This is a genomic window from Streptomyces sp. LUP47B, assembly GCF_001746295.1.
GTDB lineage: Bacteria > Actinomycetota > Actinomycetes > Streptomycetales > Streptomycetaceae > Streptomyces.
In genome coordinates, this window is sequence record NZ_MJAH01000016.1 from 168,503 (window position 1) to 186,049 (window position 17,547).

The following is a 17,547-nucleotide window of genomic DNA, read 5'->3' on the forward strand; positions in this document are numbered from 1 at the left end:
TAGGAAGAACTGACATCCATGACGAACGATGCACCGGACACGCATGTCGACCTCGTCGTCCTCGGCGCCGGCCCCGGAGGATACGTCGCGGCCGTGCGGGCCGCTCAACTGGGCTTGCGGGTAGCCATCGTCGAGGAGCGGTACTGGGGCGGAGTGTGTCTCAACGTGGGATGCGTACCGACCAAATCACTCCTGCGCAACGCGGAGATCGCGCGCATCCTGCGGGACGACGCCGCCCAGTACGGGATCTCGGGAGACCTCAGCATCGACTACCGAGCCGCCTACGAGCGCAGCCGCACGGTCGCGCAGGCCAGAGCCCAGGGCATCCACTACCTGATGCGCAAGAACGGCGTCGTCGAACTCGAAGGGCGTGGAGCGTTCACGGGGCCTCGGACGATGGAGGTGGCCCTCGGCACCGGCGGAACCCGGTACGTGACCTTCGACAAAGCGATCATCGCGACGGGTGCGAACGCCAGACTGCTCACCGGTGTCGGTCTGAGCGCGAACGTCGTGGACTACGAGGGGATGATCCTCGCGGAGAGCGTGCCCGACTCCGTCGTGATCATCGGTGCCGGCGCGATCGGTGTCGAGTTCGCCTCCCTCCTCTCGGCGTACGGAGTCACGGTGACCGTCGTCGAGTACGCCGACCGGGCTCTGCCGAACGAGGACGCCGATGTGTCGAAGGAGATCGCCCGGCAACTCAGGAAGCAGGGCGTCCAGTTGATCACCGGAGCCCGCGTGGAGTCGGTGGAGGACACAGGTGACGTCGTACACCTCACCTGCCACGGGACGGGCACGGACACCCCCGCGGAGATCGTCGCCGACAAGGTACTCGTCTCCATCGGCTTCGTCCCCCGCGTCGACGGCTACGGTCTGGAAAAGACGGGCGCCGTCCTGACCGGCCGGGGCGCGATCGATATCGACGAGCGGATGCGCACCACGGCGGACGGGATCTACGCCGTCGGCGACGTGACCGCGAAACTGCAGCTCGCCCATGTCGCGGAAGCGCAAGGCATCGTCGCGGCCGAGGACGCCGCAGGGCACGATCCCCAGCCTCTGGGGGACTACCGGATGATGCCGCGTGCGACCTTCGCACAGCCGCAGGCCGCCAGCTTCGGCCTGACCGAGCAACAGGCACGCGAAGAGGGCCACGACGTGATCGTCTCGACGTTTCCCTTCAACGCCAACGCCAGAGCGCACGCCGTCGGTGACGCGAGCGGATTCGTCAAGCTCGTCGCCGACGCCAAACATGGCGAGTTGATCGGCGCTCACCTGGTCGGGCACGAGGTCTCAGAACTGCTCCCCGAGCTCACACTCGCCCAACGCTTCGAGCTGACGGCGGAGGATCTCACGTACAACGTCCACACCCACCCCACGATGAGCGAGGCCCTGCAGGAGGCGATCCACGGGCTGACCGGACCGATGATCAACCTTTGACGGCGACAGGTGGTCCTCTCCTCCGCCGAGCGGGGCTCGGGCTCCAGGCTTTCCTGCCGTGAGGACGCGCCGGCCCTGCGTGATCCTGCCGCGACCCCGGCCGCGCCGCCGCCGAAATACGGTACGGCAGGGCCGGGGTCGCGGCAGGACGACCCGGGCCGCGTTGTCGGCGTTGTCCAGGACGACGATCACGCGCCGGACGGCCGTGCGGTCACGGTGGAGATCCCGCTGGGGCCTCACCGCCCGGCAGCATGGCGGACGCTGCACCGAGCCGCTTCGGAAGCCGTGCCAGGAACTCGGGGGGTGCCGAACCGTCGGTCGGCACCCCCCCGAGTTCCGTCTCAGGCAGCCTTCTGCCAGGCGCGCAGGAGCGCGGCGAGCGACCATGGCGCCGGGCCCTACTGCCGGGCGGCCGGCGATTCTTCCCGACACCGGAAGCGCGACCGTCTTCACGCTCCGGCTGCTGGCCCACCGCGTCCAGCAGCTGACCGACGAGGTGAAAGAACTCACCCGCAGGGTCAACCAAGACGTCCGCACCCATCATCCAGGGCTCCTAGACATCGTCGGCGTCGGGCCCAGCAGTGCCGCTGCCCTGCTGATCGCCGCTGGCGACAACCCGGACCGGCTGGCCAACGAGGTATCCTTCGCTGCTCTGTGCGGCGTCAGCCCCGTCGAGCAGTTCTCCGGAAAGATCCGGCGACGACGGCTGAACCGCGGCGGCAACCGCCAGGCCAACGCCGCCCTCTACCGCATCGTCGTGACACGCCGAGACGCCCGCACGCGCACCTACCTCGAACGACGCACGAAGCAGGGCATGTCGAAACGCGAGATCATCCGCTGTCTCAAACGCTACGTGGCCCGCGAGATCTACCGGCAGATACAACCGACGACTGCCTCCACCACCGCAGCTAACTGCCACTTGACGCAACATAGTGGCATCTTGAACACCCCACCTGACGGCCGGGATGCGCCGCTACATCGCCGAACGCGACTGGCTCACCGTCTATCAACTCCCGCCCTACGCACCGGATCTCAACCCAGTCGAGGGCAACTGGTGCATGAACCACGGCGGCCGGGCCGAGCTCGCGGACGCGATGCAGGCGATCGCGGAGGATGTGAAGGCGGGGCTGCTCGACCCGTCGAAGGTCAGCGAGAAGACGATCCAGAAGTACATGTACTACCCGGACATGCCGAACGTCGACCTGTTCCTGCAACCCAGCGGGGAGCAGCGCACCTCCAAACGCCGAGATGGTCTTCCAGGACGTGCTGTGGCCGGACTTCGACCGACGTGGCCTGTGGCGGGCGTGTCTGGACCGGCGGTTCGGCGAGCGATCCCGAACGAGGCGTTGCTGGCCATGGACGGGCGTTCCTCGGAGGCCTGACGGGAGGTGCAGGAACGGGGGCCCCACCGGTTGTGTCAGCCCCGCCGCCCCTGCCCTGAGTTGGCTACGCCGGCGGAGCGTACAGGTCGCGGTCCTGCAGCCAGTCCAGAACGGTCGTCACCGCCTCCGCCAGTTGTTCTGGCTGGTTGCGCAGGTAGTGGTTCGCGCCGGCGACGTGGTGCCGGGAGACCTCTCCACTGACGCTTTCCATGATGAGGTCAGCGTGTGAGACGGGCACCCCGTTGTCCGCACCGGCGGTGAGCACCAGAGCGGGCACCGTCACCTGGTGTCCGAACTTCACGGTCGAGGTGTTGGTCTCGTCGATGCTCCACTGCGAGAGCCAGCTTCGCAGCGAAGAGTACCGGCCCAACGCGATGGACGAGTTGTTCATCTGGGACGGATCGCCGATGAAGCTTGTCCCGGCCTGTCGCTCGTTCGGTTCGAGCGTGGGATCGAGCCAGCGGGGATCGGCCATCGTGCCGTAGACCACGAACGGGAGGCTGAGACCCACCTCTCCGTTCGGGCCCGCGTCGGCGAGCCTCTCTTTCACCCAGGCGGTGATGCGGCGGCTCCGCGCCAGCTGCGCCTCCCGGTACTGGGCGACGAAATCGGCAGAGTACGGCGGCTTCGGCGAATTCCCCCTCCCGTACAAATCCAGATCCGGATTCCGGCGGAACGGGTCGCGCTCGTCGATGATCGACGCATCCAGGGAGTCGGTGAGCAGTGCAGCCCGGGAAATGTGCGAGTTCAGCTGGAGAACGGCATCTGCGGCAATGAGATCGGAAAGGTCGACAGATTCACCGGTCGGCGTCTCGGTTATTGTGGGCTTCTCGGCCTGGGCCTGATAAGTGGTGACGACCGATCCGCCACCGCTCCATCCGCCGAGGACGACTTTTGCGTACCCGTGCTCCTCACGGAGATAGCGAATCCACTGACCGAGGTCGATGAGGACGTTCTCCATGATGAGCGCGGAGTCGTTGTTCGGATACCGAGTACTCGCGCAGAAGACATGCGCACCACGGCGCGCGAGTTCCTGCGGAAGGGGAAGGCTGTGAAGCCGTCCCGCCGGGTGAATGAAGACGATGGCCGTGTCCTGCTGCACATCGGAGCGGGCGAGCAGTGTTCCTTCCAGGAGCACCGTGTCGTCCCACGACCCGTAGGACTCACGGCCTCCCGTCTTGTTGGCGAAGGCGATGGTGATGGTCGTGGACTCGAAGCCACGCGGTTCAGACCGGGGCATTTCCCTGCTCCTGTTCAGTGATCACCGGGTCGACGCGGAGGGGCTTGCGGGTCTCGACCATGATGATCTCCCACTCGACCCGGTTGTAGGCATCCATGGCCCCCCTGACCGCCTTGTGCACTTCCTCCGACATGCCGTGGTGGATCCCCTGAGGGGAGTGGTCGATGAGCCCCGTCGGCAGGGGCGAGCCGAAGGCCGAGCCTCCGTGCAGCAGGGCGACCTCGTCGAAGTCGGCGTTGCGGTGGTGGTACGGCACCCGCTCCACGCCGGGGCGCGTCTCCGCGGGACGGGGCAGCAGGTTGAGCAGGTTGACCCCGGGGGCCGTCAGGAAGACGTGCGCCGACGGCGGCAGGTGCAGACTGTCGGAGGTGATGACGTTCCAGTCCGCGATGTTGAAGGCGAACGGGAAGAGGTCGCCCTTCCAGCCGAGGACGTCGAACGGGTGGGACTCGCTGATGACGTCGGAGTATTCGCCGTCGTACTTCACCCTGATCCGGTACTCGCCGGGGTCGGTGACGGCTTCCTGGAGGGTGGGGATCCTCAAGAGGTCGGGGTCGAACGGGGCGTACCGGCCGAGGCCGGCATATGTCGGCACCCGCAGTTCGCCGCTGTAGGTGTCGATGCCGAACAGGTTCAGCGGCGTGTCGACAACCCAGCGCCGGGTCGCCCCCTTGGGGAGGAACACGTAGTCCCCGACGCCGAACGGCAAGACGCCGTATTCCGTCTCGACCGTGCCGCTTCCCTCGTGGACGAACCAGCATTCGTCGCCGTCCACGTTCCGGAAGAACCACGGCATGGATTCCTGCCGACGGCTCGACCAGATCGAAACGTCACTGTTGTAGAAAAGGCGCTGGGGAACACCGTCGGCAGAGGCGCTGTCGCTCGTCTTGAGCACGTTGCTGTCGAATGCGGTGGTGCGGAAACGGCCCTCGGTACGGTACTTCCCCGGATCCCCGTGACGGTAAAAGAGCGTCATAGGGCCGTCGAATCCATCGCGAGTCAGGCCGTCCTCGACGAGTCCGTCGAGATCGCGATGCGCTTGTCTAGGCGTACGGCCCTGACTCACTTGCAGGATTGAGCGTGGCTGAGGCACGGATACTCACCTTTCGGTGACTAATTTCGCGGCTCGGAAAGAGCCGCTGTCCCACCTCAATAGTGCGAGCCGAGGAGGCAATCGTCAAGCGCTTTACGACATCCTTTTTGTGAGGAGGCCGAACCTGCCGGCGCGCTCAGGAGCCCCGTGCGTCGGAGGCGTCGGCCAGCGTATGGAGCAGTTCCGCGAGGTGGCGCTGCTGCTGAGGATCCAGGCAGCTCAGCCACTCCCGCTCAAGCTCAGCCTGACCTTTGATCGCGCATTCGAGCTGTTCCCGACCGCTGTCGGTCAGCTGTACGACGACCAGCCGTCGATCAGTGGGAACGGGCTTGCGCCGCACCATCCCGGCCGCCTCCAGCTTGTTCACGGCACTGCTGACCGCCGCGCGGGTGGACCACATTTGCTCCGCCAGGTCTCTGATCTCCTGATCGCCCCCGCTCCACAGTGCGTTGAGCACCCGGAAGCCGGCCCAGGACCAGCCGAACTGCCGGTGGTAGGCGTCCGCCTTCGTCGAGAACTGCCCGAACGTACGGATCATGTTCACGGCGACGAGCATCCGAACACGGCCCTCGTCGGATATCAGGCCCGCTCGCCGATGCTTCTCGGCCAGAAGTTCAGCCGCTCGCCTCCGGTTATCTGACGTCATGATCATCTACGTTTCTGTCGAGTGTGCGGGGAGGGCGGGTCACGCGCTTGCCCCACGGTGCGGCGGGGCGTGCGGGAAGGCCCCACAACGATGAGGCGGTGTGGCCCGCGTCCGTACGGTCTCCTGCCTTTGCGTAATTTTCACTCAGTGCGCGGGCGAAGCTGAAATGGGGCTCCATCACGATGCGCGCCGACTGTGCGACCAGCCACACGTAACCCACGGCCGCCGATGCAGGGCCCCCACGGCGAACCGGCGATATCGGTTCCGAAGATCTCCACCGCGTGCGCCATGTTCACAAAGCCGTGCTCCGCCGCGATGGCCTCCGCCCACTTCTCCACCGCCGGGCCCTCGACCTCGACCTTGCCGCATACGCGGCAGACGAGGTGGTGGTGGTGTTCGCCGGTGGAGCAGCGGCGGTAGACCGTGGTCAGCCAGACGGAGTCGCCCTTGTGCTTGAGCATGTCGTTCAGTTCCTGCGCGCTGCGGAACTCGTCGACCTCGTCGAGCGCCGCAGCCACGGCGGCCCGCTGCCGGATCGCACGGCCTCTCACGGAAGGTCCTGCGGGTCACCGGTTACCTCCTCGCGTCTGCCCTGCCAGGCCATTGTGCCAGCCCGGCCTGTCAGAGCCCGGGACACAGGCTCTCCCCGTCAGACGCCGACCTTGCCACTCAGTAACTCGCCGAAACCCCACGCTTCCCGCCGGACGTCGCGTGAAATGGCGCAGCCGGACAGACGGGTCCTTCGGGTGGTGCTGCGCGGGACCCAACCTCGGTCCGCGCCTGTACCGACGGCCATCAACTGGCGGAGGCCGGGGCCGGGGTCCCAGCCTCCTTGCTGTCCGCTGTCCGCTGACGGCTGGAGGACCACCCCGTCAATGCACACATCGTGAAGTCACCAATAGCGAGTGAGAAAATCAAAGAACATTGTGACTTCCACAAGCAGGGTGGGTGAATTCTGCTATAGTGGTAGGCAGTTGAGTCCCCTAGGAGGGTGAGTGAGCCAGTCGCCACAGGACGAGGGCGCGATCAACGCAACCACGGCGCGGAACAAGCTGTACGCGCTGGTGAAGCTCGTCGAAGAAGAGGGGCGCACCACGGTGATCACCAAGCACAAGGTGCGCGCTCTGCTGGCCCCGCTGGACCGGTTTCCGGCAGCGCGGAAGACCGATGCCTTCCCGGCTCATGTGCTGAGTACGGCGCAGAGGGACTTCGGCGACCTCGTCACGCTGGCGGCGAAGGGCCAGCCGCAGGTGCTCCTGCGGAACACCACTCCGGTCGCGGTGCTGCTCCCCGCCGACCCCTCTTCTGATGCCCTCTCGTCGGACACGGCCGTGCACCCCGGCGCGGCGACCGCAGGAGGTGCGGTGAACAGCCAAGGCAACCAGGACCGCGGCAGCACGCCCCGCAGGCTCGCCACGCTCGGCGACGCCATCGGTTCCGTCCTCTCCGACGGCCCTGCCAGCGGCCCCACGTTCGGGCTGCCGGGCCTGGACGCCGCGACAGGCGGTCTGCAGCGGGGCAAGCTGACGCTCGTGGCAGCTCGTCCGAGCGTCGGCGGAAGCCTGCTGGGTCTGGCGGCCGCACGCAAGACGGCGCTTGTCGACCACGACATGGTCCTGTACGCGGCCTCGGGACCCAACCGGGACGACATCTTCCGCCGGATCATCTCCGCCGAGACCGGCGGCGAATACGCGCGACTCAAGCAGGGCCGCCTTACCGAGCATGAGCAGAAAGTCGCCCACCAGCTCGTCCAGGCCGGCGACCTCCTGATGATCGATGACGGCAGTGACCTGACCGCCGAGGACATCGCGGAGACTGCCCCGCACATGGAGGGCCTGGCCCTGGTGGTCGTGGACCGCCTGCAGGCCGCCCACAGCGCCCGCCTGCCGCTGTCCGGGGACCGCCTCCCGGACGCCTCGCAGGTCCTGGCCACTCTCGCGCGCACACTGCACGTACCGGTGCTCGCCATCGTGGACAGCGACGACCCCGCACTCCTGGGCCTGTTGGACGCCGACGTCACCCTGACGCTCACGCCGACCGAGGACCCGGCCCGGGTTCAAGTGACGGTCGCGGAGCGCGACTTCGGCACGATCGGCTCGGCGTACCTGCAGCCCGACCTGATCCACGCCCGCTTCCTCGACGCCGGCACCGCCTCCCGCGGTCGCGTCGACAGCCCGGCAGACCCGGGGCTCTCGGCGTCCGTCGGAACAGAGGCGGTGGAACTGGCCGAAGCCGCCCTGCCCTACACATCCGGCGGACACCAGGGGATCCCCGCCGCCCTCACCCACGAGCTCGCGGCTTGGCGGACCGCGGTCGCGGGCGGCGACCAGGAGACCTTGAAGGAGATCCTGCCGTCGCTGCTCCAGGCCGCCGCCACGGTCTCCCAGTGGCCGGACACCCATGAGGGGCACCGCCTCGCCAACGCGCTTCGGCCCTACGGCACGCCCGAGTCCGCGGACAACGCCACCGGCGCCGGGCAGCCCGCTACTCCCGCTGCCACTGCGGCTGTTCACGCCCCGGCGGACAACGGACAGGACCAGTCCGACGCGCCGGAGGACGAAGAAGACGACGAGGACGGTCTGCAGCCAGGGGACGAGGAGAACGAGCCCGAGGGCCACGTCTTCCCTGCCCTGAAGATCCTCAAGGACTCCGTCGACCGCTCGAAGATGCACCCGATTAAGGTCATCCGCAAAGAGGAGCGCGACAGCGGCCCATGGCCGCTGATCAGCGAGCACATGGACGGCGAGCCCCGCTGGGCCCACGCCGACATCACCGTCACCCGCGTTGCCCACATCCGTGAAAACGGAAAGCGCGTCCGGCGCGACAAGATCGACGTACCTGGCTCCTTCGGTGAGGGCGTGCTGTGCCTCATCGACCGCAACGGCTCCTTCCCCTCCGCCTGTTCCGCCGTCCCGCTCGCCCCGAACAAGCTCCTGCACACCGGCCCGCTCGACGCCTACGACAAAGCCGGGGCCGGGATCTACCTCATCGACATCCCGGAGTGGACCCGCACCGACATGCCGCACCCCCTGGGGCGGATCATCGACCGTCCCGACGAGGACGGCCGGGTATGGGTCACCACCCCCCACATCAAGCAACTGGTCAAGCTCGTCCGCGACAACCACATCGCAACGATGCCGACCATCTACGACTCCTGGACCGGCAAGGCCAACGAGTCCCTGTTCAAGCCGTTCTACGAGGCCACCCGCAAAGCCCGCACCGAACTCGTCCAGACCGGCGGCGACCCCTACAAGGCCTACAAGACCCGCCTGTCCATCGCGCTGCGCCTGCTGTGGCCCAAGCGCCCCACTCAGCGGTCCCCGTTCTGGCGGCCGGACTGGCGCATGAGCATGGTCGCCGAGGCCTCCGTCCGGCACTGGACCGTCGCCTTCAAGGCCGTCCAGGAAGGCCACCAGCTCGTCGCGCTGCGCAACGTCGACCAGGCCATCTTCTGGACGCCACCCGGCACGCCGCCGTCCACGTACCGGATCGGGACCGGCTTCGGGGAAGTCAAGCGCAAGTTCGTCCAGGCCGGAGAGACCATCCTCGAAGGTGACGACTGATGGCCGGCCCCACCGGGCGCGGAGGATCCCTGGGCGCCGCCCTCAACGACCTCCTGCGCTCCCAGGTCACCCCCCGCCACCGCCTGTCCTCCTACAACGCCAAGCACTGGCACGCCCAGCTCAGCCAGCTCACCGCGACCCACCGCGGACAGCAGGCCCTCGCGGACGCCGGCCTGAACGTCACGACCAAGACCCTCATCAACTGGCTCTCCGACGCCGAGTACAACATCCGCCGCAGCTACCTGGACGTCATCCACACCGCGTACGAGAACGTCGCCATCGTCCCCGCCGACCCGCTCCCCGACCACATCACAGACGGCCAGTACGAAATCAGCGGCGTCGTCAAAACCGGCAACGACGTACGTACACGCGGCACCGCGGACGCCGCGCCCCTGCGGATTGACGGCAGCCGGGGCAACTGGGACGCGATCGAGGAACTCTGGCTCGCCGGCGAACTCACCGACGACGAGTTCGAGGACCACTTCATCGACGACGTCATCGTCGAGGACATCGGCGAAGGCACCGACGGCTGGGAGTTCACCGGCGCCTCGTACTCCGTCGAAGTCCGATAGCAGCACACACGAGCAGCCGAACCGCCCACGCAACAAGGACATCCACACAGTGAGCCATCCAGAACAGCGGGAGCTCCCGCGGATCGCCGTGTGTAGGCACAGACGGCGGAGAACGCCGGGCAGCGGGTGACCGAACTGCTCGGCGCCGCGGGTGTGAGCCCGGCCGAGGCACAGACCCTCATCGCAACCATCCACGCTGGCGCCGTGGAAGGCGCTCAGAGCAAAGTCATCGAGTTCGACACGCCGACCCCCGCCGACACCAGCGACCAGGTCAGGGAGGCGCCGCCGCCCTGGTGCCTCTCTGCGAGGTCCGGGGGATGGACGCCTACACGTTGCCGAAGTCACGACCCGGCTACCTGGCAGCCCTCTGCAGCCGGCTACCGCTGTAAGCATGCCACCGACTGAGTGGCCCTCAAATCGAGCTGGCAGCTCTGCAATCCCGGTTTCGAGCGTCTCGGCTGTCCCCAGTGACGGGAGCGGGCCCGACTCCCGCCGCGCAGTCACGCAGGGGCCGCGCGGCGAGACTGCAGCGATCTTGTCGTTTTCTTACCGGTTGCTCCGCTTCTTCTTTCACCAAATCGCGTTCGTTGAGGCGGGGCACAATCTGATTGCCCGGCTGATCGATGACGATCATCTGGAGCAGGCCGCTCGGCTGGTACAGGAGACGATCGCGGGCTATCGGCAGTACTCGCGCCTTCCGGGCGCGGACACGATGCGCGTCGGGCGAGACCTGGCCGAGCTGGCCGCACTGATGACGCGGGTGGGCCGGACAGCAGAAGCGGCAGCGGCACAGCGAGCCGCAGACGACCTCTCGCCCGCGGCCGGCGTGCCCGGCGCGGGTGACACCGTCGGCACTCCCACCCTGAGGAGCGGCTCCCACGGCCCGGCGGTGCGCAAGCTCCAGCGGCTGCTGAACGCACACGTCCCGGATATCCCACCCCTCGCGGTCGACGGGGTCTTCGGTCCCGTCACGGACGGACGCGTCCGCAAGTTCCAGCGCCGTCTCGCGGTCGTGGTCGACGGCACCTCGGTCCGCAGACTTGGAGCGCGCTGACGCACTAGGTGTGTTGTCCCGGGACGCGCGCGCCCGCGGCCGCAGACGGAAAAGCACGACCGCTACGTGGCCAACGAGCACCACAACCGACCCGCAGCAGAATTAGCCAGCAGGATCGTCACCAGCCGCAAACAGATGTGTGGATCGGCTCAGGTGAACAGGGCGGCCAGGGCTGCGGTCACGGTCGCAGCGAGGGTGAGGACTGCGGCGAAGACGGTGGCGGCGCGGGTGAGGGCGGTGGGATAGACAGCACCGTCCATGCGGGCGAGCTTGCCCGCGCCGGCCGCAGCCAGCAGTGCGACGACGACCACGAGTGCGATGGTCAGGAGAACGACAGCGACGGCCACGGCAAGCTCCCTGTACACGGTGGGACGTTGACGTGGTCGACGGTGGTGGAAGCGTTGCGCGCCGGGGTTCGCCGGAACGAAGATGGACACTGGCGAACACATCAGGGGCCGGGGGCGAGCACGTGCCTGACGAGCAGAACGGCCACAATCCGGCACTCACCGAGCTGCGCAGTCGACTGACCGGCGGGCTGGCGCGGGCCCGGCTGAATCAGACGCAACTCGCCGCCCGGGCGGAGCTGGGGCGCACCACCGTGTCGGAGGCGCTCTCATCCAAGAAGCCCGTGCCGTCGAGAGAGACGGTGGCGGCACTGGCCGGCGCGCTGAAGCTGCCGGTGCAGGAATTGCTGGTGTTGCAGCGGACGGCGGCCGAGGAGTCGGGCACGGTCACCACGGGCGGACCAGGGCGTCCCATCGGACAGTGGGATCCGCATGATCTGGAGGTTCATCCTGCGGGGCAAGGCGGGGGCGCTGCGGGCTCCGACACCGCCGCAGTGCGGGCACTGCCCGGGTACGTGGCCCGCGAGCATTACCGGGTGCTGGGTGATGCGGTGCGGGACGCTGCGGCCGGCCATAGCCGGATCCTGGTGCTCGTAGGCGGATCGTCGACAGGGAAGACACGGGCGTGCTGGGAGGCCGTCCAGCCCCTCGAGGAGAAGGGGTGGCGGCTGTGGCATCCCTTCCACCCGGGCCGCGCGGAGGCCGCGCTGGAGAATCTGCACCGTGTCGGGCCCCGCACCGTGGTGTGGTTGAACGAGGCCCAGCACTACCTCGGCGACCCGGTATCCGGTGAGCGGATCGCGGCGGCCGTGCACCACCTGCTCATAAGCCGGGAGCGCGGGCCCGTCCTCGTGCTGGGCACGCTCTGGCCCGAGTACGAGAAGCAGTACACGGCCCTGCCTCGTCCAGGAGCAGAAGATCCGTACAGCCGGACGAGGGAACTGCTCGCCGGCCGCACCCTGACCGTCCCAGACGCCTTCGACGCCCCGGCTCTGGCTGCGGCCGCTGACCTTGCTGAGAGCGGTGACCGGCTCATGGCCGACGCCCTCACCCGAGCCCGAACCGATGGGCACATGACCCAGGACCTCGCCGGCGCCCCCCAACTCCTCAGCCGCTACCAGAACGCCAGCCCGGCCGCCAAGGCAGTGCTGGAAGCGGCGATGGACGCGCGCCGCCTCGGCGTCGGCCTCCACTTGCCCCAGGCCTTCCTCACCGACGCCGCCATCGACTACCTCGATCAAAGCGACTACGACCAGCTCACCGACGACTGGGTAGAGTTGGCCTACGCCGAACTCGCTCGACTCGTCCACGGAAAACAGGCCCCTCTGCGCCGCACCACCCCCCGCCCCCCACGGCGTCCGCCTGCCACCGCTGCCACCGAGGCACCAGCCACGGCGGGGCCACAGTTCCGGCTCGCTGACTACCTCGAACAACACGGCCGAGCCGCCCCCCGTCGCCCGTGCCCGCCTAACTCCTTCTGGCTCGCCGCTCTCACCCACCTCACCCACCCCGACGACCTGCACAACCTCACCGAGGCAGCCGAGAACAGCCACCGCCTCCAATGGGCCCACCACCTCCGCCACCGTGCTGCCGACCATGGCAGCCCTCACGCCCTGTATCGCCTGGCCGTGATGCGGGAGAAGGCCGGGGACCAGGAGGGTGCCGAAGCCCTGGCCCGGCAGGCCGCAGACCACGGCAGCACCGAAGCCCTGTACTGCCTCGCCGGGATGCGGGAGGAGGCGGGGGACCGGGAGGCTGCCGAAGCCCTGTTCCGGCAGGCCGCTGCCCACGGCAACACCCTCGCCTTGGTCGGCCTGGCCGAGATGTGGGAGAAGACCGGGGACCGGGAGGGCGCCGAAGCCCTCCTACTCCGGCACGCCGCCGACCACGGCAACAACGTCCCCCTGTACGTCCTGGCCTTGACGCGGGAGAGAGCCGGGGACCAGGAGGGCGCCGCAGCCCTCCTACTCCGAGGGGCCGCCGCCCAAGGCGACACCGCCACCATGTGCCGTGTGGCCGTGATGCGGGAGAAGGCTGGGGACCGGGAGGGTGCCGAAGCCCTGTTTCGGCAGGCCGCGGACCAGGGCAGCACCGTTGCCCTGCTTGGCCTGGCCGAGATGCGGGAGGAGGCCGGGGACCAGGAGGGTGCCGAAGCCCTACTCTGGCGGGCCGCAGACGACGGCGACACCGTCGCCCTGTACCGCCTGGCCGTGATGCGGGAGAAGGCCGGGGACCAGGAGGGTGCCGAAGCCCTGGCCCGGCAGGCCGCAGACCACGGCAGCACCGAAGCCCTGTACCGCCTGGCCGAGATGCGGGAGGAGGCCGGGGAGCGGGAGAGCGCCGAAGCCCTGGCCCGGCAGGCCGCGGACCACGGCGGCATCGAAGTCCTGTACCGCCTGGCCTTGATGCGGGAGGAGGCCGGGGAGCGGGAGAGCGCCGAAGCCCTATTCCGGCAGGTCGCCGACCACGGCGGCACCAAGTAGGCGTTCAAGAGTCAGTGGCCGTACGGTCTGGACCCTGACGGTACGCCGACTCCTCCGCGGTAACCGTCTGCTTCCATCCTGCACAGCTGATCGCGTGGAGACACCGCCATTTGCGGCTGGTGACACGGTTTTTACCGGCACCCCGACTTCTCGCGGGGGAAGTGAGCCGCCCGGATGCGGCGTTCGGCCCGGCGCCGATCCCGGTCCTCGCCCTCGGCCATCAGCACTCGCCCCCGGCCTGCCGTGGTCAGCGCTGTTGGGGGTGACAGACCTCGGAGCAGCACAATCTGCAAACTCCGGCCGAGGCAGGCCCGCCAGGAAAGCGCCCTATCCGGACGGGGCTTCGTCCGGGCGGACCTTGGGGTCTTCGACGTTGGTAGCCGACGACCAGCGCGTGGTGTGTGGTGACTTGGTTGGTGGCGAAGGCCGCGCCGAAACGGACTGGCGGTGCCGGGTAGCGCTGATCGCCTGGGCGTCAAAGGGACACAGCCTGGCTTCGTTGATCTCTGGGAACAGCGTTTGGCGACCGGTTCCGGAGGCAGTTGGTGATCACCTGGCTCACGAATCTCGATGAGAAACGATGGCACTGTCGTGTCCACGAACGTGGGACGGCCAGCCTCTCGTCAGAGCGGCTGGCCATCGAAGGGGTCACCGGAGCCGGGCTTGAACGTCGTGCCGAGGTCGTACTGTGCGATCCCGAAAGGTTGAAAATCGGCATCGGCAAGGACGCGGTAGAGGAACTCAGAGGTGGACATGTCGTACCGGCACCACTCGCCGTCCTCGGACCGCGCAAGGACGGGGTAATCGCCCGGCCGCTCGGCATCGATCAGCCAGAAGTACCCGTCGGCCCATTCGGTGGAGCCCCAGGGCACCAGCCCCTTGCCGCCCGGCGCGTAGATCGCATAGGGATCGACGGCGGAGACGCTTCCGAGCTCGCTGTCCTGGTCGACCGACAGCCAGACCCGCCACTGTGACAGGAAGTCGAACACGCGGCCCTCGTCGCGCCCCAGAAAGTAGACGGAATCACTGAAGACGCCGCCGCCGAACGCCTCGTAGAGCTCCTTGTAGTCCGCCGGCAGCGGAACCCCCAGCTCTCCCTCGATCGCCGCCCAGTCGACGGAGATTCCGAGCGGTTCCCACCCGGTCAGTTCGATCACTCGCTGAACCCACATACAACAATCTTTTAGCACCGGTCTTCGTTCCGATGTCCCTCAACCCCCTCGTCGCTGACGTCAAGATCGGCAGCTATCGCACTCAGCGGGCCTTGGCGGGTTCCTCGGCCCGGGCTCGGGTGCTGGCGAGGCGATAGGAGTCAGTGCCGGTCTCAATGATCGTGCCGTTGAAGGTGAGGCGGTCGACGATGGCCGCGCAGAGCCGGGGGTCGGTGAAGGTCTTGGTCCAGCCGCCGAAGGACTCGTTCGAGGCGAACGCGACGCTGTTCTTCTCCTCGCGTTCGGTCAGGACCTGGAAGAGGAGTTCGGCTCCGTGGCGGTCGAGTTCCATGTAGCCGAGCTCGTCGATGCAGAGAAGGTCGACGCGGCCGTAGCGGGCGATCGTCTTGTTCAGCTGCTTCTCGTCGGCGGCCTCGACCAGCTCGTTGACCAGCTTCGTCGCGAGGGTGTAGCGGACGCGGTAGCCCTTCATGGCGGCCTCGGTGCCCAGGGCGATGAGCATGTGGGACTTGCCGGTGCCGGAGTCGCCGATCAGGCAGAGGGGCTGGCTCTTCTTGATCCATTCGCAGCTGGCGAGGGTGTGGATGGTGGCGGGATCGATGTTCGGGTTGGCATCGAAATCGAAGGTCCGCAGGGACTTCTCCCGGGGGAAGCCAGCCGCCTTGATCCGCCTCTCCGACCGGCGGCGGGCCCGGTCGTCGCACTCGGCCATCAGCAGCTCGGCCAGGAAGCCGCGGTAGCTCATCTGGTCCTTCATCGCCCGGTCGGCGATGTCGGAGAACTCGTTGCGGATCGACGGCAGCCGCAACAAGCGGCAGGCGGAGTCGATCGCGGCATCGGCGGCCTGCTCGGTCAAGCCTCGCTGGCGGGGCAGGGTCACTGCGCTTCTCCCTCACGGTGGTCGCCGCCGCTGGTGCGGCGGCGTCGGAGCAACTGGTCGTAGTGGGCCACCGAGGGCAGCGGCCTGCTGTCCGGCGGAAGATGCGCCAGGCGCCACTCGTGCAGAGACGTCACCGTCGCCGTCGGCTTGCCGGGGTTCCGGGCGTCTGATGCGGGCTCGGTCTCGGCCTGGGCGGCCTTGCGGGCCTCCAGCGCGACCGCGTCAGCCGTCATGGCCCCTGCCCGCAGGGCCGCGGCCAGGCCAGCGACGACATGTTCATGCGCCAGGTGGCGTCCGAGCAGGAGCACCTCGATCAGCGCTCGGGTGCCGTCCCGCTCGCCGTGGATCTTCATGGCCTGGGTCCACCACGCGTCGTGGACCGGGGGAACTTGCCCGCCGAGCGGGCCTGTTCGAGCGCGGTCGAACCGGGGAAGGCGCCGGGCTTGCGGACCAGGACCTCCAGGTAGTGGTCCAGTTCCAGACGGACGGCGCCTTTGGCGATCAGCCGCTCGTGCCGGGCCACTTCGACGTTTTGGTCGTAAACCACCAGGTGGGAGGCGTGCAGGATGACGCGGACCCGTTTGCCGATCAGCCGGATGGGGACCGAGTAGCGGTTCGTGCGGACCGGGATCTGGCCGTAGCGGTCGACCCGCGGGGTGAAGAGCCGTCCGGTCTCGAACGGTTCCTCCGGCAGCGGCATCAGCAACGGCTGTTCGAGCGCGAACTCCTCGGCGATGGTCCGGGACCTGGAGCCGATCCGGCGGGCGTCGTCCTGCCGGTCCCACTGCTCGACCATCTCGTTCAGCTCGGCGAGAGAGGAGACCTCGGGGACGGGGACGAAGTGGTTGCGGCGGAAGTAGCCGATCTGTCCCTCGATTCCGCCCTTCTCGTGGGCGCCTTCGATGCCCGGGCGGCAATAGAAGCTTTCGATGCCGTAGTGCGATTTGAAGGCGATCCACCGGTCCGCCTCCACCCTCGCCCGGTTCAGCCCAAGGACCCGGGCGACGGCCGCCTTGAGGTTGTCGTAGCGGACCTTGCTCCGCGGGACGCCGCCCAGCGTCTGCAGCGCGTGGACGTGACCTTCGAAGAACGCCTCCTGGCCGCAGGACGCGAACACGCGGTGGACGGCCTTGCCCGAATACGACAGGCGGAAGGAGAAGAGGTAGCAGCTGACCAGCTCGCCGACGAGGCGGATCGTCACGTCGCCGAAGTCGACCTCCGCCTCGTGACCGGGCCGGTGGGTCTGCGGCACGAACGCCTCCAGCGGCGCCTTGCCGGACTCCACCAGGATCTCGGGCTTCCTGGCCGCGACGTTGTAGCGGACCATCCCGTAGGAGACGTCGGCGCCGTGTTCCTCGACCAGCCGGTGGAAGATCCGCGTGACCGTATGCCGCTGCTTGCGCGGCGCGTCCAGATCCGCTCGGAGGATCTCGTCGATCACCGGCTTGTAGCGGTCCAGCCCGGTCGCCCGCGGCGGCAGTTTCTTGCGCGGCTCCGGCCAGGACGAGTCCAACGCCTTCCGCACCGTCCGCCAAGTCACGCCGTGCTTGCGCTCAAGCTCCCGCATCGACATGCCGCCACGGTGGTCACGCCGGATCGCCGCGTACATCTCGACCTTCGACATCCGCGGCATGACCAGCACCTCTCACCAGGAGCATCCCGATGCTGCCCTGGCAAGAAC

Annotated in this window: 11 protein-coding genes and 4 pseudogenes; 7 read left to right on the plus strand and 8 right to left on the minus strand. The window is 68.0% G+C overall.

The annotated features are described in order from the left end of the window. Positions 1-18: 18 nt before the first annotated feature. The 3 genes and pseudogenes from lpdA to BFN33_RS38610 all read left to right on the plus strand — a co-directional run. The gene (lpdA, locus tag BFN33_RS38605; protein ID WP_069764862.1) at positions 19-1,437 is read left to right on the plus strand and encodes a dihydrolipoyl dehydrogenase; all 1,419 of its coding nucleotides are present in this window, start codon (positions 19-21) and stop codon (positions 1,435-1,437) included. A 385-nt stretch (positions 1,438-1,822) separates the two neighbouring features. Beyond that, positions 1,823-2,167, plus strand: a pseudogene (locus tag BFN33_RS54800) (transposase); the annotation flags it as partial. 322 nt (positions 2,168-2,489) lie between these two features. Further along, a pseudogene (locus BFN33_RS38610) lies at positions 2,490-2,763 on the plus strand (undecaprenyl diphosphate synthase family protein); the annotation flags it as partial. A 120-nt stretch (positions 2,764-2,883) separates the two neighbouring features. Here the strand turns inward: BFN33_RS38610 and BFN33_RS38615 are convergent. The 4 genes and pseudogenes from BFN33_RS38615 to BFN33_RS38630 form a co-directional block, all read right to left on the minus strand. Then, entirely contained in the window at positions 2,884-3,957 is a 1,074-nt protein-coding gene (locus tag BFN33_RS38615) for an alpha/beta fold hydrolase (RefSeq protein WP_176742566.1), read from the minus strand. A gap of 88 nt (positions 3,958-4,045) precedes the next feature. Beyond that, positions 4,046-5,035, minus strand: a complete 990-nt coding sequence (locus tag BFN33_RS38620) for a homogentisate 1,2-dioxygenase (protein ID WP_218109061.1) — start codon at positions 5,033-5,035, stop codon at positions 4,046-4,048. Positions 5,036-5,288: 253 nt separating this feature from the next. Then, a complete protein-coding gene (locus BFN33_RS38625) occupies positions 5,289-5,690 on the minus strand; it encodes a MarR family winged helix-turn-helix transcriptional regulator (RefSeq protein ID WP_256122987.1) in 402 nt (133 codons plus the stop codon). A 368-nt stretch (positions 5,691-6,058) separates the two neighbouring features. Further along, positions 6,059-6,349, minus strand: a pseudogene (locus tag BFN33_RS38630) (transcriptional repressor); the annotation flags it as partial. A 444-nt stretch (positions 6,350-6,793) separates the two neighbouring features. Between BFN33_RS38630 and BFN33_RS38635 the strand changes: the two are divergent. The 3 genes from BFN33_RS38635 (at position 6,794) to BFN33_RS38645 (ending at position 10,987) form a co-directional block, all read left to right on the plus strand. Further along, the gene (locus tag BFN33_RS38635; protein WP_256122983.1) at positions 6,794-9,361 is read left to right on the plus strand and encodes a type II toxin-antitoxin system prevent-host-death family antitoxin; all 2,568 of its coding nucleotides are present in this window, start codon (positions 6,794-6,796) and stop codon (positions 9,359-9,361) included. Further along, positions 9,361-9,933, plus strand: coding sequence for a hypothetical protein (locus BFN33_RS38640; protein ID WP_069764866.1), 573 nt, complete (start codon positions 9,361-9,363; stop codon positions 9,931-9,933). The genes BFN33_RS38635 and BFN33_RS38640 overlap by 1 nt, the downstream gene beginning before the upstream one ends. A gap of 535 nt (positions 9,934-10,468) precedes the next feature. Next, on the plus strand, positions 10,469-10,987 hold the full coding sequence (locus BFN33_RS38645; protein WP_176742568.1) for a peptidoglycan-binding protein: 519 nt from the start codon (positions 10,469-10,471) through the stop codon (positions 10,985-10,987). A 149-nt stretch (positions 10,988-11,136) separates the two neighbouring features. Here BFN33_RS38645 and BFN33_RS38650 read toward each other — a convergent pair whose 3' ends face one another. Then, positions 11,137-11,334, minus strand: coding sequence for a hypothetical protein (locus BFN33_RS38650; protein WP_176742569.1), 198 nt, complete (start codon positions 11,332-11,334; stop codon positions 11,137-11,139). 122 nt (positions 11,335-11,456) lie between these two features. Between BFN33_RS38650 and BFN33_RS38655 the strand changes: the two genes are divergently transcribed. After that, entirely contained in the window at positions 11,457-13,814 is a 2,358-nt protein-coding gene (locus tag BFN33_RS38655; protein WP_088245474.1) for a helix-turn-helix transcriptional regulator, read from the plus strand. Between the two features lie 623 nt (positions 13,815-14,437). Here BFN33_RS38655 and BFN33_RS38660 read toward each other — a convergent pair. From BFN33_RS38660 to istA, 3 genes and pseudogenes are all read right to left on the minus strand, one after another. Then, positions 14,438-14,971 carry an SMI1/KNR4 family protein gene (locus BFN33_RS38660; RefSeq protein ID WP_176742570.1) on the minus strand — a complete coding sequence of 178 codons (534 nt, stop codon included), beginning with the start codon at positions 14,969-14,971 and terminating at the stop codon, positions 14,438-14,440. Positions 14,972-15,068: 97 nt separating this feature from the next. Next, positions 15,069-15,866 carry an IS21-like element helper ATPase IstB gene (gene istB, locus BFN33_RS38665; RefSeq protein ID WP_069764870.1) on the minus strand — a complete coding sequence of 266 codons (798 nt, stop codon included), beginning with the start codon at positions 15,864-15,866 and terminating at the stop codon, positions 15,069-15,071. After that, a pseudogene (gene istA, locus BFN33_RS50640) lies at positions 15,863-17,490 on the minus strand (IS21 family transposase). The gene istB and the pseudogene istA overlap by 4 nt, the downstream one beginning before the upstream one ends. Positions 17,491-17,547: the final 57 nt, after the last annotated feature.